The following is a 15,097-nucleotide window of genomic DNA, read 5'->3' on the forward strand; positions in this document are numbered from 1 at the left end:
TTCCTCGGGTAAATGATTGACCATCATGGGGACGGTGCATCATTGCCACCACCCGCGACTGTCCGAGCCGGACACTCACATTTGGCAGCAGAAATCTCGCCTGGCCAAACTACCCAAGAAAACCCGCCACGCCCGCATCGGGAAAGCAACTAGGCACGGTCAGACAGCGGTTGCGCCCGACGCGGGTTTTTCGGTGTATCCGATAGGTTTAACTCTTTAGGAAAACACGACGCGAATCATATTTCGACTCGCTTTCGAAGCCTATTGCCCGGCCCGCGCGCCACGGAGGTCACCATCTATTTCGTCCAGCAGACCTCTCTGCCGAGAGCTGAATTTGCGTGCGAAAAGCTTTCCCGACCGTAACTTTTCCAGATCGGAGTCGTCGAGCCACTGCGGATGCCCGTCGCCCGGGGCCCGCCATTCGAGGAACCAGGCTCCGGACTCGCACGGCTCCAGCCTGTCGGCGCCCAGCAGCGTGGGACTGGCGAGCACCGAGGCCGCGAACGATTCCTCCGGGACCAGCGTGGTGCGCCAGAACGCCATCAGGTCAGGCCTCGTCGCGGCGATCTCCAGCAGCGCTGACACGTGGTGCCGTGCATAGATCTTCCATTGTGAGGCGGCGCGCAGGGACAGCTCCGCCGGAACGGTCCGCCGGAACGGCAGGGGCACGGGATGACCTCGTACGTAGACCGCCTGGTTCCGTACCACGAGATAGCGTCTGCGGAAGCGCCACATGCCACCGTCGTGCTGGCGCCGGGTGTTCCACTTCGCGGTGGGGACGGGGACGTTCTCCATCCAGGTCCGCCCCCGCCAGGCCGCCAGCTCGCGATGGATCCGGTCGATCGACATCAGGGGATAGTCGGCGCCGGAGAGGACCGCGATATGCGACGCGCGCGTCCATTCGAGGGCGGTCGCGAGGCACTGCAGCTCGGCATTCACGAGCGACCAGCTGGCCAGGCTGGTCCTGGTACGGCCGACGACCCTGACGTTGGGGGCAAGCCCGGCGGTCATCTCGGCATACACGGACTCCGGCGTCTTCCGATCGCAGTGCAGCACGACGGGAATTCCGGACAGCGCGCCGATCAGCCGCCTGAGATGCGGGGCGTCGGCGTGCGCGAGGATCACAACCGCGAGAGGTGTCATAACCATCGCCTCAGATCAGCTGACGCCGGGTCGACACGACAAGGTGGACGAAGACGACGACGCAGACCGCGGCCCCCACCGCGCGCAGCAGCAGAACGACAGGGTTGTAGGGCAGGAGGGTCACCGCGATCGACGCGAGGCACGCCAGCGCGAGCGCGATCCGCAGACTCAGCGGTGAACTGGGTATCGACCCCGTCCGCCGTACGGATGTCTGGAGAACCAGGCAGCAGGCGGCATAGGCGGCGAGGGTGGAGAAGGCGGAGCCCTCCAACCCGAAGTGCGGAATGAGCAGCAGGTTCAGGACGACGTTCACACCGGCGGCGACGGCGACGGCGAGCGCGATCGTGCCCGTACGGCCGGCGGTCGTCAGATGCAGGCTGGCGACCACCTGCGCCGCGAAGGGCACGGCCGTGATGATGACCAGCGAGGCCACCAGCGACAGCTTGCCCGGCTCGTAGTTCGGTGGCGCCCACAGCCTGATCACCAGGGGTGCGCCGACGGCGAGCCCCAGCACCGCGGGCACCAGCAGGCGGTACAGGGTGTTGCGGGTCAGGGCGACCAGCGCGGCGCGGTCCTGGGCATCCGGCACCGAGAAGAACCGCGGCAGCCAGGCAGCCTGCAGAACGGACAGCAGCAGAATCGGCACCGACGCGATGTTGTACGCGACCTGGTAACGAGCCACGGCGTCGTTGTCCATCATGCTCTGGATGATGAGCCGGTCCGCCGTGGTCAGGACGAAGGAGCTGAGTGCCGCGGGCACCAGGGGCAACGAGTACCGCAGTGCGCTGCGAGCCATCGTACGGTCCCCGGGGCCGAACGACCGCGGACGCACCATGAGCAGCGCCAGCACCGTCGCGGCCAGCTGCGCGAGGACCCGCCCCACGAGGAAGTGCGAAGACGTGGGTTCGAGCACCGCCACGAACCCGAGACTCGCGGCCTCCGCCACCACGGACTGGACGAGGCTGACCGCCGCGAACGCTCCCAGACGGTCCTGACTTCGCAGCAGGGCCAGCGCCGCGCTGGTCGCCACGCTCAGGCCGGCCCAGACGATCGCCAGTCGCGGCGGGGTCAGGCTCCCCTCGAACCCGAGTGCCCCGCTCCACCACGAGGAGGAGAGCAGCGCAGCCGCGGTAAAGGCACATGCCAGCAGCAGCGTGACGGACAGGAGCTTCCGCGCATCCAGGTCGCCACCGGGCCGTGCGAACTGACGCTGGATCGCGGTCTGCAGCCCGAATCCACCGAGGACCATCGTCACCTGCATCAGCGCCATCGCCGACGCGACAACACCGAATTCGCCGATCCCCATCACCCGCGTGATCACGGGGGTGAGGCCGGCGGCGGCGAGCAGCTGCACCCCCCACAGCACCATGTACAGGGAGTCACGGCCGAACAGTTTGGACAGGTGGGTGGGCGTCTCGACGGCGGCGTCCGTACGGTCAAGCATCGGGATCCCTTTATTTCGCGTTCGGTGAGCCCAGGACGAGCTGGAGTTGTTCGAAGTAGCGCAGGGAGACCGATTCCCACGACGGAGCGGACACGGCGGGCGTGCGGGGCTCCCCCGCCGACGTTTCGAGAAGCCGGACAATCGCGTCGCTGATGTCCTGATCGGTCTCGCGCACGACGAGGTTCCCCGAGCCGGGTAGCTCCCGGGCTGCCGTGGCCGATGCCACTACCGGCATTCCGCTGGAGAGCGCTTCGACGACGGAGTTCCGCATGCCCAGCCCGAATCGGTCCGGAAAGACAGCGACTCCCGACATGTCGAAGATGTCGGCCGTCGCCGCGACGTCGCCACGGATCTCGAAATTCTCCGCGGCGAGCTCGGTGACCCCGGGGCCCGGGCGGCGACCGGCGATGACGAAGCGGCAATCCGGCACAGCACTCCAGACAAGGGGCGCGATCTGCCTCCGCAACCGCACGACACTGTCGATGTTGGGGAGATAGTCCAGGCTGCCGACAAAGCAGACCGTCTTGGTACGACGGCCGGGCGTCGAGTGCGCCACCTGCCGGCTGACCCCGTTCGGGATGGCTGCCACCGGCCGGCCTATGTCGCGGCTCCACACCCGGGCGTCGCGATGGCCCACGGTCAGCAGCGTGGCGCTGCGCGGAATCCTGCGCTCCACCGCTCTGAACTGCCGGGCGCGCGCCCGGAGGTAACGCGCTCGCAATCCTGTCGCCAGGGCGGCCTCCATGCCCATTCGCATGGACCACGGATCGACCGCCTGAATCACGAGCGGCGACGCGACATCGCGCCAGAACGGTAACGCGCCAGGCCCGTGGATGAGCGTGACGTCGGCCCACTCGCTCATCGTTGCGATGGTTCGCCTGTTCCGCCGGCTGTAGCGCTGAAACGCCCCGGCCGAGGAACTCGTGAGCGGACCACCGTAAACGGCCGATCGCCCGGAACGCTTCGGCAACAAAGTGACCGCGCTGCAGGCCGCTTCGATCTCGCGAGGCACCGGAACCTCGCCCTCGAAGGTCACCAGTTTCACCTCCGCCATCGCCTGCAGCTCCTGAAGGAGATGGAACGGGATGAGGGAGCTCCCGTCACCATGCACCGGGTGCGCATTAGGAACGTCCTCAGAAACGGTAAGTAACTTCATATTTTCCTGGGTTGGTCAGTCGCATCAATAAGCCCGCACCGCGGCAGCCGGATTGGTCAGGCTTCGCCGGAGCACAAGATACCCACAGGGCACATAGCGCTGCCACTCACAACAATAATTCACATTTCAGGCCCGGATTTCATGCTCCCGGGCTACCCGATTCAGGCAGGCCGGAAGGCCGGTCATGTGGACTTTTACGCCCACGTGGCCGGCCAGAAATCCGTAATCCTTGATCCGACGGGTCAACGTCGCTTCTGGAACTCGCGATCGAGGACGTAGCGCGCGACACCCGTGCCGATGACGGAGCCCTGGACGTCGGCTGTGCGGTAGTGGACGCCGCCCCAGATGCGGGCTTCGACGACCTCGGCGAGGGCGGCTGAGAAGCTGGGGAACGAGCGGGTGGTGCCCGAGTCGGCGCTGTAGGCGCTGAACGGGATGGCGTCGCGGCCGAAGAAGCGGCGCAGGGCGTACATGATGGCGCTGGTGGAGCAGGCGTGGCCGGAGGTGTAGTCCGGGAACGGCGGGGTGATCAGCAGCGGGGTCCAGGCGGGGTCGGCGGTCGTGGCCGGGTTGCCGTCGGTGCCGGCCAGGGGGATCGCTGTCACCGGGCGCCAGAAGTTCCAGAACTTCTTCTCGTTGAAGCACGCGGTCAGGGAATCGGCGTTGGCGATGTCGGCCATCGCGAACATGCGCGCCGTCTGCAGCGGGCTCAGATGCTGGGTCCGGGCGAGCTGACGCTTGACCTCCCACTCGGTGGTGCGGCGGTCGTGCCACCAGATCGCTGACTCCGTCTGGTCCTGGGTGCGCACGGTGCTCGTCGCCGACCCGAGTGCTTTCACCTCGTTGAGGTCGCGGGCGTAAGCGGCACTCGTCAGGGGCGGTGGTCCGGGCGTACGGAAGGCGGAGCCGCTCCTGATGACGAACGGTCGTAGGTCGCCCACCCAGGCGCCGTCCTGAGTGAAGCCGGGCGGGGTGGGACGCCATTGGCCCGGCGCGGTGCCGATGGTGTAGCTGGCGTCCGCGAACGCGCCGTCGCCTTCCCGTGCGGCAATCATCGCTGCCGCGGCCTGCTCCCCCACGGCGATTCCTTCGGTCTTACCGCGGCCGTTCCTGATGCCCGCCAGGTAGGCGTCATATTGCGCGCGCAGGGCGACAGCCTGCCCCGGGAACATCGAATCCAGCATTGTGTACGCGGCGGCGGCGACAGCCGCGTCCAGCGAGGCACCGGGGCGCGATCGCGGCGCAACCAGATAGGGCTCGTAGGGAGTGCCGGAGACGGCGTTGACGGCGTCGTAGACCGCGCCCTGCACCATCGCGAACGCCCGGCCGGTGACATAGGGCGGCTGGCGGGCCACCTCGTAGATCGCGGTCTGCGCGTTGACGTTCCAGGTGATGACGGCGTTGCTGCCAGCCGTGCCGGCCTGCGCGCGGACCGGGCTCAGCAGGACGGCGAACAGGGTGAGAACGGCCACTGCGGCAACGCTTCGCGATCGCGACATGAGAGCCCCCGGATCTGAGTCGCGGCCCAGCCTGCCCGGGTCCGCGCAGCCCGGCAAGGCATTGACATGGGGGTATGTCACCCGGGTCGGGACTCATCCGTTCATGGGACTTTGCGTGGATGATGGAGAAGATCGCTTTATGCACCATTTAAGGGGGCGGGGTGACTTTGCGTACTGGCGTGATCCGTGAGTTCCGGGCAGCATGGCTGCGTGTCTCAGCCGTCCCCACTCCAAGCCACCCGCCAGCGCGCGCAGGCGCTCGCCGACTCCGGTGATGCCGCGCAGGCTCGTGCTCTGCTCGAGAACGCCGTCGAGCTCGGCCGGATGAACCTTGGTGAGGACGATCCCGAGGTGCTGTCGACGGCCCATCAGCTCGCGGTGGTGCTGCACCGGGCGGGGGACGCGCCGGCGGCACGGCGGGTGCTCGAAGAGGCGTACGCCGCGGGGCAGTGGCGGCTCGGGGAGACCGACGCGTTGATGCTGGGCATCTCCTACGAGCTGGGCGTCGTCGCCGAGGAGATGGAGAACAGGCATGAGGCCCGGCGGGCGTTCGGGCGCGTGGCCGCGCACGGTCCGGCCGTCCTGGGCCCGGACCATTGGGCGGTCACCCGGGCGCGTGCCTATCTGGGCGAGGACCCTGCCACCGTACGCATAGAGCTGCCCGACAATCACGCTCAGTCCCCGTTGTTCCCGTCGGCAAACCCGGCCCCCACGCCCCCGCCGGCCATGCACTTCCCGCCGCCCGTCTCCACGCCGCCCCCTGTCTCTGCACCACCTCCTGTCTCTGGGCCGCCAACGTCCGTACCGCCTTATGGGCACGCGGTGGATGCGTACGGTTACTCAGTGCAGTCCGCTCCGGGCGTACCCGCGCAGAGGTCCGTGTCGGCAATTCCTGTCTCCGGGCAGATTGTCTCGGGCGTGCCGGCTGCGGCCCCCGCTGAGCCGCGCGGGTCGTCGATGCGGGTGCCCGCGCTGTTCGCGGGCATCGCCGCCGTGCTCGGGGTGATCATCGCCGTGGTCGCGCTGGTGATCGGGCTCGCCGGCAAGGGTGACAAGAGTGAGAAATCGAACGTGCCAACTCTGAGCGGGCCGGCGCCTACGGATGTGCGCATGCGTGATTACGGATCGTCGGTAAAGCTGTTCTGGACCGACCCCGCGAACGGCCGCACCTCGTTCATGATCACGGGCGGGCGGGCCGGCGAGCAGCTACGGGTGATGAGTCAGGTCGGGCCCTCGACCGTGACGTTCGATCTCAACGGCCTGAACCCTGACCTGGACTATTGTTTCGCGATCGTGGCGGTCTACAGCACTACGCAGTTCTCGACCTCACCCCAGATCTGCACGGGGCGGGACAGGTCGGGCGCGAGTCCGGCCCCCTCGAAGTCATGATCACGCTCGGCGATCACTTCTATCCACAACCGTGACTCGCCGGGTGTCCGCGGCACACCTGATCGCCCTATGATGGCCAGCGTTCCTAGGGGAGCGTGATCGGCTGAACGGGGAGGCAGGGCAGCGGGTGAGCAGCGCAGACGTCGTGACGGAGCAGCCCAGGCGGCGGTGGCGGAGCCGCGGGGGGCTCGTCACCATCGGCACCGTGGTGGCGCTCGTCACCGGGCTCGGTCTCACCGTGCTCGGGCTCGGGTCGGCCGATCAGGCCGTGGCGAGCTTCGACGCCGCCTCTTGGGCGTGGAGCAAGCCCAAGGGGGAGATCGCCCGGATCAACGGCGTGACCGCCCGGGTGGATACGCGTGTCGACGTTCCGCGGGCCCGCAGTCACCAGATGGAGGTCGCGCAGAACGACCGGTTCGTCATCCTGCGTGATGTGCAGACCGGCGTCGTCAGCACGATGGACCTCACGTCGCTGCAGGAGGCCGCCACCAAGTGGGAGACCTCCGCGGGCATCGGTGTGCACGTCGCGCTCAACGACGACGCCGCCTTCGTCATCGACTCGGTGCAGGGCCAGATCCGTCAGCTCGACCCGCGCACGCTGACCCCCGTCGGTGAGCCGCTCAGCTACCCGCCGGGCATCGCCGGTGGGGTCTTCGACGGCAAGGGGCGGCTGTGGATCGCCGTGCCCACCGAGGGCACCGTCTCCGCGATCACACCCGCCGCCCTGCCCGACGATTCAGCGGCCGGTGGCGGTGGCTCCGCGACGGCAGCAGGGGCTCCGCCGACTGATAGTCCAGGCTTGGGTAGCAACCCTGCTCAGGTGCGCACCGAGGCGGTTGCCGAGGCGAGTCACGACCTGACGATCTCCACCCTCGAGGACGGCGTGGCGGTGCTCGACCGCACGACCAACGTGCTCACCACGATCGGGCCGAAGACCACGACGACCGTCACCCTGCCGCTCGACGGGCCGGGGACGCTGCCCGAGCACACCGAGGGCGCGATCGTGCCGGTGACGGTGCCCGACTCGCGGCGCGTCTACGGCGTCAGCGGGGAGACGACGATCGCCAACTTCGAGGTGCCGGGCGACGGCGAGATCACCGACCTGCAGCCCGCGGTGGCCTACAAGGGCTACTTCTACATCGCCGACGAGGCCAGCGGCTCGGTGCACGTCTTCGACCAGGGCGGCGCGGAGCAGAAGGCGATCGGCTTCAAGAAGCCGGGCGGCCCGCTCGAGCTCGAGGTGCGGGAGAACTACCTGTTCATCAACGCGCCCGGCTCCGAGACGGCCCGGGTCGTCGACGACTCGCACAAGGTGCGCACGGTCGACAAGTACGCCGACGACGTGCTCGGTGGCGACCCTCCGGAAACCCCGCCGGCGCCGCCGCCCGCCCCGCCCAAGCCGAAGAAGCCGACCACGAGCAAACCGGGCGCGCCCAAGAACGTGCGGGCCGCCGCCGGTAACGCGGAGGTCCGGGTCACGTGGCAGGCCGCGGCCGACAACGGTGCCGCCATCAGCCGTTACGTGGTCGAGGGTGCCGACAAGACGTTCCAGGTGGGCGCCGATCAGCGTTCGCTCGATGTCACCGGGCTCACCAACGGCGAGACGTACAAGTTCGCGGTGCACGCCGTGAACAAGAAGGGCGACGGGCCGGAGCGCACCAGCAACGCGGTCAAGCCGACCTCCGAGGTGCCCGACGCGCCCACGGTGCCCAGCGCCGAGGCGAAACCGGACGGCACGGTCGTGGTGAGCTGGCCCGCGGCGAACGGCCAGGGCCTGGAGATCAAGCGCTACACGGTGACCGCGATCAGCGAGGGTGGCAGCGCCCCGATCGGCGACGTCACGGATGGCACGAGCCTGACGATCAAGGACGGCCAGCTCGAGTACGGCAAGCAGTACGCGTTCACCGTCGTCGCAGTCAACGAGCGGGGCGCCGGGTCGAAGGCGTCGCCGGTCAGCCCGAGCGTGGTGCCGTTCACCAAGCCCGGCCGGCCCGAGACCGTGGACGCGGCGACCGTCGGCGACCAGCCCGGCACCATCCAGGTCACCTGGTCGGCTCCGGCGGAGAACGGGCGGCCGCTGACCAAATACCTCGTGACCGCGGGCGGTAGGACCACCGAGGTCACCGAGACGACCGCGACGCTCAACGGCTTCGGCGAGGGCGAGAACGTCGCCGTCGAGGTCAAGGCGGTCAACGAGGCCGGCGAGGGCGAGGCCGGCACGGCGACTGCCAAGACGATCACCAAGCCCGTCGTAACCGTCACCGGATCGTCGGCGACCTACAACACCGCGACGGTGTCGTTCACGGTTGACGCGGGCGGTGGCACGGCGACCTGCTCGATGACCGCGTCGGACGGCGGCGGGAGCGCGTCGGGCAGCTGCAGCAGCCTGAAGAGCAGCAAACTGGACCCGAGCACGTCCTACACGTTCACCGTCTCGGCGAAGAACGCCGCGGGCACGGTCACCAAGACCAAGGTCCAGAAGACGGCGGCGCTGTACGGCACCGCGACCTGCAACAACGGCGACACCGGCGATCAGAAGACCTACTGTGACAAGGACGTCGACGGGCGGAACGGCGACGAGATCTTCAGCGTCGCCTCGCAGGACGACGACAAGCAGGTGGGCTGGGCGAAACCCGGCACGCGGCTCGAGGCGTACTGCAAGAAGAAGGGGTCCTCGATCGACTCCTACGTCTACAACGACAACAAGGTCTCGTCCTGGTGGATCCAGGTCAACTACAAAGGCAAGAACTACATCCCGTTCGCGTGGCTCAACCTCGACGGTGGCGACGATGTGAACGACCTGCCCACCTGCTGAGGACACTTCTTGAGCACCGAAACCATTCCACCCCAGCACGTCCAGGGCTTCGCCACCATCGCGGCGCAGCTCGCCGATCGGATCGGCACGGTCGTGCTGGGCAAGCCCGAGGTCGTCCGGCTGGCCCTGACCGCGTTCTTCGCGCAGGGCCACGTGCTACTCGAGGACGTGCCCGGCGTCGGCAAGACCACACTGGCCCGGGCGATCGCGTCCGCGGTGCGCGGGCAGTGGCGGCGCATCCAGTTCACGCCCGACCTGCTGCCCTCCGACGTCTCCGGCGTCACCATCTTCAACCAGGCGAGCCGCGGCTTCGAGTTCCACCCCGGCCCGGTCTTCGCCAACATCGTCATCGCCGACGAGATCAACCGGGCTTCCCCCAAGACCCAGTCGGCGCTGCTCGAGGTCATGGAGGAACGCCGGGTCACCGTCGACGGCGTGCCCCACCCGGTGCCGCAGCCGTTCCTGGTCGTCGCGACGCAGAACCCGGTCGAGATGGACGGCACCTACCGGCTGCCCGAGGCACAGCTCGACCGGTTCCTGGTCAAGCTCTCGGTCGGCTACCCCTCCGAGGAGGTCGAGGTCGAGGTCCTGCGCGGCGCGGCGACCCGCTCCCCCGACACCCTCGAACCGGTCACCGACACCAACACCGTCGGCGAGATGGTCCGCATGGCGCTGCGCGTGCACATCGCCGACGCGCTCTACACCTATGCCGTCCGCCTCGCCGCCGCCACCCGCGACCACCCGCAGGTCCGGGTCGGCGTCAGCCCCCGCGGCGTGATCGCGCTGACCCGCGCGGCATCCGCGTACGCGCTGATCAACGGGCGCGGCTACGTGCTGCCCGAGGACTTCAAGGCCCTGATCGCCCCGGTCTTCGCCCACCGCATCCTGCTCTCACCGGACGCCCAGCTGCGCGGCACCACCGCCACCGAGGTCCTCGACGACGCGGTCCGCTCCGTCCCGGTCCCCCTCCCCGACAACCCCCAGGCGGCCACCCGGACCGCCCCATGACCGCCCGCCCACCGCAGCCGGCAACCTGCGTCACCCCGCCGTACCAATTCCCGGCCTTCACCGCGCGGGGGCGGGGGTGACGCGGCTCCGGGGGATCACCGCTCGGGGGCTCGGGGTGGTGGTGGCGGCTGTGGGGTTGCTGGGGCTCGGGTTCCGGTTCGGGTATCCGGATCTGGCGTTGCTCGGGGCGGCGGCTGCGATCGCGGTCGGGTGCGGGGTGGTGTTCGCGGTGTGGCGGCCACGGCTCGGGGTGGAACGGGTCGCGGAGCCGGATCGGGTCGGGCGGGGTGAGCCGGCGGCGATGACGCTGACCGTGCGGAACACCAGCAGGCTGCGGGCCGCGAACCTCGTGGCGACCGATCGGGTGGGGTCGGCTGCTGTGCCCGTGCCGTTGCTGCGGTTGCGTCCCGGGCGTGACACCACCGTGGGGTATCCGGTACCGACCAGCAGGCGTGGCGTTGTTCAGGTGGGGCCACTGCGGGTGACGCGGACGGATCCGTTGGGGCTGCTCACGTTGTCGCGTACCTATGGTGGGACCGCTGAGGTGTGGGTGCATCCGCGGATCCATCTGCTGCGGGCTGTGCCGGCGGGGATGTCGCGGAGCCTGGACGGGCGGGTCGACAAGGTGCCGCAGGGGACGATCACGTTCGACTCGCTGCGTGAATACGTTGTCGGGGACGAGTTGAAGCGGGTGCACTGGCGTAGTTCGGCCAAGGTCGGCGAGCTCATGGTGCGCGAACAGCTCGACACCAGCGAGCCCACCATCATCGTGCTGCTCGACGACCGGGCCGGTGCGCATCCGGGGCGCGAGCCCGAGTCGTTCGAGGCCGCGTGCGAGGCTGCCGCGTCGATCATCGCCGCCGCCGTGCGGGAGGACCTGCCCATCGCGCTGCACCTGGTCTCCGGGCACGCGAAGGGGCCGTTCCTCGACGTCCTCACCCAGGCCGTGCTTCGTGACGGCGATCTCACTACGACCGTACGGAGCCTTCGGCAGAACCGGATCGGCGACACGCTCGTCTATCTGACTGGGCCGGGTGGACGGACGGACCTCAGCGCGGTGAGCGGATTGAAGGGGGCGTATGCGGTGGTGATCGCAGGGCTGTTCGGCGATCCGGACGCTGCCCCCGTGTCGGCCGGTGGCGCGATGATCGTGATCGAGGCGGAGGACGGGGAGCAGTTCGCCGGGGCTTGGGACGGGGTGCGCGGGTGGTGAGGGTTCTGCGCGCTGCGGTCGTACCCATCGTGTTGGTGCTGTTGATCTCGCTTGCCGGGGTGGTGCTCGGGCGGATCTATGCGGACGAGCTGCTCGTTCGCGTGGTTGCCGGGGCGGCTTTGGGCTCTGTCGGGGTCGGGGTGGCCGCGCGGAGGTTGCCGTCGTGGGCGATCGCTCCGTTGTCGGTGGTGGCGCTGGGGGCGTACACCACATGGGCTTTGAAGCTGGCTGCTGACCGCGCAGGCCTCACCGATCCGCTTCTCCAGGTTGTCACCGATGCGCTACGTAACGGGATTCCGCGGCTGCTGACCGCCATGATCCCGGTGGAGTCCACACCGGACACCGTGGTGGTGCCGGTGGTCGCCGCGTGGCTTGCCGGGCTGCTCGGGGGTGAGGTTGCGCTGCGGTCGCGGCGGGTGCTGCTGGGGGTGGTGCCTGCGGCTGTGCTTTACGGCGGGGCGCTGTATGTGGTCGGGCCCAACGCGGGCAGCGCTGGATGGCCGACGCTGGCTTTTGCGGGGCTTGTCGTGCTCGCGCTGGCGGTCACTGCGCGTTCCGGGCTTTCGGAAGGCGGGCTTTCCGGGGGCGGAGCTGGGCTTTCCGGGAGCGGTTCTGCTTCGGAGGGCGTGCCGCGGGCGGCGAGGATGCGGACGCTTGCGGGGGCGGCGCTCGGGCTGGTGGTTGTTGTCGGGCTGGTCGCGGCGGTCGGGCCGTGGGTCGGTGCGCGCGTGTCGGCTACCCCGGTGGATCCGCGACGGTACGTGCAGCCGCCGCAGGTTGACAGTCTTGACGAGAGTCCGCTGAACCGGATCTCGGGGTGGGCGCTCGCTCCGCAGCAGAAACTGCTCGACGTGGGGGCGAGCGGGAACGGGAAGGGCACGACGCGGTTGCGGCTGGCGGTGCTGCCCGACTACGACGGGATCACCTGGCGGGTCGGTGCCACCTACCGCAACGCGGGGCGGGTGCTGCCTGCCCCGGCGGCGCTGACGGATGCGCCGGTCACCCACGTCACGCAGCAGATCACGGTGCAGGAGCTGACCGGGCGGCTGCTTCCGGTGGTGCCGACGCCGACGGGCGTTGACGGTACGAGGATCGCGTACGACGCTACGACCGGCACCGTTATCCGGCCGGAGTCGTTGACGCAGGGGCTCGCCTACACGGTCACCTCCGACGTGCCTGATCCCGACCTGAACCTGCTGCCCACCGCCGACGTGCCGAGCGGCGACGCGGTGGCGCGCTTCCTCAAGGTGGGCACGGGGGTGCCGGAGCAGATCTCGCGCCTGTCCGAGCAGCTCGCGGATGGCAACGGCGCTGCCTACGACCGGGCCGCCGCGATCGAGACGTTCCTGGCCGAGCACTACAAGCAGGTCGCGGACGCGCCGAGCGGGCATGCGTACCCCAATCTGGAGTATTTCCTGTTCGGGCCGCGTGACCAGGGCGGCCAGGCCGGGACGTCGGAGCAGTTCGCGGCGTCGTTCGCGCTGCTGGCCAGGCTCACCGGGCTGCCGTCGCGGGTCGTCGTCGGGTTCAACGCACCCCGCAAGGGCGGCACGGTCACCGGCGGCGACGCGATCGCCTGGCCGGAGGTGCTGTTCGACGACCTGGGCTGGGTGGCGTTCGATCCGATGCCCAAGAGCGACGAGTCACCCCGGCCGGTCGAGGAGGACTTCACGTCGAAGCCTTCCGAGCCGCCGCCCACGTCCGAGGCCCCGCCGGTGAAGGACACGCCCAGTGCGTCGGCGGCGGCTGTGCTGGCTGAGCCTGCCGCGGCGGGGCGCGGGGGCGCTTCCGCTGTCGTGGTTGCTTCGGGGGCTTCCGGGTCGGTGCTTCTGCTGGTAGTGGCGGCCGGGTTGACCGTGGTGGTCATGCGGCGCGGGTTGCGGCGGCGGCGGTTGACCGGTGGGGCGCCGGATCAGCGGATCACCGGGGCTTGGCTGGAGTTCACGGATGCGCTGCGGCTGGCCGGGCGGCCGGTTCCCCAGCATCTCGCCGCGGCCGAGGTCGCCGCATTCGCCGCCGGCCAGCAGGCGGTGCTGCCGGCTCCGGCAGGGTCGGTGGGAGACGCGGCCCAGCAGGCGACGGCACCGCCCTCGACGGAAGCCACGGCCCAGCAGGCGACGGCACCGGCTCCGGCGGGCGAGGCAGGGTCGGCGGGATACGCGGAGGGTGCCGGGGCGGTGGGGTGGGTGCGGGCTGCTACGCCGCCAAGGGGGAATGGGTTGCCGCCGCTCGATCAGCTCGTCGGGGCGGTGAACACCGTGGCGTTCGCGCCGGGGGCTGCGGATGAGGGGCAGGCTTCGCGGGCGGGCGAGCAGGCTGTCGCGTACGCGGAAGGGCTGCGGTCCCGGCGGTCCTGGTGGCGGCGGGCCTGGTGGAGCGTTCATCCGGGGCCATTGCGCTGGGATCGCCGCCGATAGGGATGTAAACCACTCGTGTCAGGTATTACATTTCGCCCGGATCGGAAATGCTGCGTCCTACAGGCGGTTGCATAGAGGCATGACGACTGTTGGGTTTATCGGAAGCGGCAAGATCGGTAGCAGGGTGGCACAGCTCGCGGTCGCGGCGGGCTACGACGTGGTGGTGAGCAACTCGCGAGGGCCGGAGACGCTCGCCGAGCTGACCGCTGAGCTGGGCCCGAAGGCGCGCGCGGCCACCGCCGTGGAAGCCGCTCAGGCCGGGGACATCGTGGTCGTGAGTGTGCCGTTCAAGGCGTACCCGGAGCTGCCCGTCAAGGAGCTCGCCGGCAAGGTCGTGCTCGACACCAACAACTACTACGCGCAGCGTGACGGCGACTTCCCCGCGATCGACAGCGGCGAGACCACCAGCGCCGAGCTGGAGCAGAAGTACCTCGCCGGGTCGCACCTGGTGAAGGTGTTCAACAACATCAACTTCAAGCACCTGGCCGCGCTGCCCCGGCCGGCGGGCGCCGCGGACCGCTCCGCGCTGACGATCGCCGGTGACGACGCCTCGGCGAAGCAGACCACGACGGAGTTCCTCGACGCGATCGGCTACGACACGTACGACGTCGGCCCGCTGTCCGAGAGCTGGCGATTCGAGCCCAACACGCCTGCATACGGCATCCCCTACGGCGGTTACGCGGACTCCGACAGCACCCCGGCCGGCGTCGACGCCATCAAGACCGCCGTGGACGCTGCCAAGCGCTGATTGCCGGTGGTAGACGCGCGCTGATGCCAGTGGTGTTCGGGCGCGGATCGCTGAATGTTGCGCCGGACACCGGCATGCGACAACTCTCTGCGATGTTCTTCGTCAAATCCGGCCAATCGTGTCTGACAGCAGAACATGTGTTTCCCGCTCAGACGTGATCGGCCCACGTTTGACACCTGACGACGCAGAAGGTTGCGGCATAGCCGGCTTCGGCGCAACTTCGTGCCCATGGCCAGCTCCTGCCACCTTCGCTGCCCGCTGTAAG

The 15,097-nt window shown here is 69.2% G+C and carries 10 protein-coding genes; 6 read left to right on the forward strand and 4 right to left on the reverse strand.

The window, feature by feature from the left end; translation table 11 throughout:
* Positions 1–261 precede the first annotated feature (261 nt).
* The 4 genes from Ahu01nite_RS00560 to Ahu01nite_RS00575 form a co-directional block, all read right to left on the reverse strand.
* Complete coding sequence (locus tag Ahu01nite_RS00560) at positions 262–1,143, reverse strand: beta-1,6-N-acetylglucosaminyltransferase (protein WP_203834326.1); 882 nt, start codon at positions 1,141–1,143, stop codon at positions 262–264.
* 10 nt (positions 1,144–1,153) lie between these two features.
* On the reverse strand, positions 1,154–2,587 hold the full coding sequence (locus tag Ahu01nite_RS00565) for a lipopolysaccharide biosynthesis protein (RefSeq protein ID WP_203834327.1): 1,434 nt from the start codon (positions 2,585–2,587) through the stop codon (positions 1,154–1,156).
* A gap of 10 nt (positions 2,588–2,597) precedes the next feature.
* Positions 2,598–3,623, reverse strand: a complete 1,026-nt coding sequence (locus tag Ahu01nite_RS00570; protein WP_203834328.1) for a glycosyltransferase family 4 protein — start codon at positions 3,621–3,623, stop codon at positions 2,598–2,600.
* Between the two features lie 362 nt (positions 3,624–3,985).
* The gene (locus tag Ahu01nite_RS00575) at positions 3,986–5,215 is read right to left on the reverse strand and encodes a vanadium-dependent haloperoxidase (protein WP_239158522.1); all 1,230 of its coding nucleotides are present in this window, start codon (positions 5,213–5,215) and stop codon (positions 3,986–3,988) included.
* Between the two features lie 237 nt (positions 5,216–5,452).
* On the opposite strand from Ahu01nite_RS00575, the gene Ahu01nite_RS00580 reads away from it, so the two are divergent.
* From Ahu01nite_RS00580 to Ahu01nite_RS00605, 6 genes are all read left to right on the forward strand, one after another.
* Positions 5,453–6,631, forward strand: a complete 1,179-nt coding sequence (locus tag Ahu01nite_RS00580) for a fibronectin type III domain-containing protein (RefSeq protein WP_203834330.1) — start codon at positions 5,453–5,455, stop codon at positions 6,629–6,631.
* Between the two features lie 127 nt (positions 6,632–6,758).
* Positions 6,759–9,446: a fibronectin type III domain-containing protein gene (locus tag Ahu01nite_RS00585; RefSeq protein WP_203834331.1), complete on the forward strand. Its 2,688-nt coding sequence runs from the start codon at positions 6,759–6,761 to the stop codon at positions 9,444–9,446.
* Between the two features lie 9 nt (positions 9,447–9,455).
* A complete protein-coding gene (locus tag Ahu01nite_RS00590) occupies positions 9,456–10,454 on the forward strand; it encodes an AAA family ATPase (RefSeq protein WP_203834332.1) in 999 nt (332 codons plus the stop codon).
* Between the two features lie 76 nt (positions 10,455–10,530).
* A complete protein-coding gene (locus tag Ahu01nite_RS00595; RefSeq protein WP_203834333.1) occupies positions 10,531–11,667 on the forward strand; it encodes a DUF58 domain-containing protein in 1,137 nt (378 codons plus the stop codon).
* Positions 11,661–14,084, forward strand: a complete 2,424-nt coding sequence (locus Ahu01nite_RS00600) for a transglutaminase TgpA family protein (RefSeq protein ID WP_239158523.1) — start codon at positions 11,661–11,663, stop codon at positions 14,082–14,084. Before Ahu01nite_RS00595 ends, Ahu01nite_RS00600 begins: the two co-directional genes overlap by 7 nt.
* 79 nt (positions 14,085–14,163) lie before the next feature.
* On the forward strand, positions 14,164–14,832 hold the full coding sequence (locus Ahu01nite_RS00605; RefSeq protein WP_203834334.1) for an NADPH-dependent F420 reductase: 669 nt from the start codon (positions 14,164–14,166) through the stop codon (positions 14,830–14,832).
* Positions 14,833–15,097: the final 265 nt, after the last annotated feature.

This window comes from Winogradskya humida (assembly GCF_016862215.1).
Classification (GTDB): domain Bacteria; phylum Actinomycetota; class Actinomycetes; order Mycobacteriales; family Micromonosporaceae; genus Actinoplanes; species Actinoplanes humidus.

Excerpts from the sequence above, each read along its gene's own strand:
- Ahu01nite_RS00560 (WP_203834326.1), bottom strand. The coding sequence starts at position 1,143 with ATGACACCTCTCGCGGTTGTGATCCTCGCGCACGCCGACGCCCCGCAT.
- Ahu01nite_RS00565 (WP_203834327.1), bottom strand. The coding sequence starts at position 2,587 with ATGCTTGACCGTACGGACGCCGCCGTCGAGACGCCCACCCACCTGTCC.
- Ahu01nite_RS00605 (WP_203834334.1), top strand. The coding sequence starts at position 14,164 with ATGACGACTGTTGGGTTTATCGGAAGCGGCAAGATCGGTAGCAGGGTG.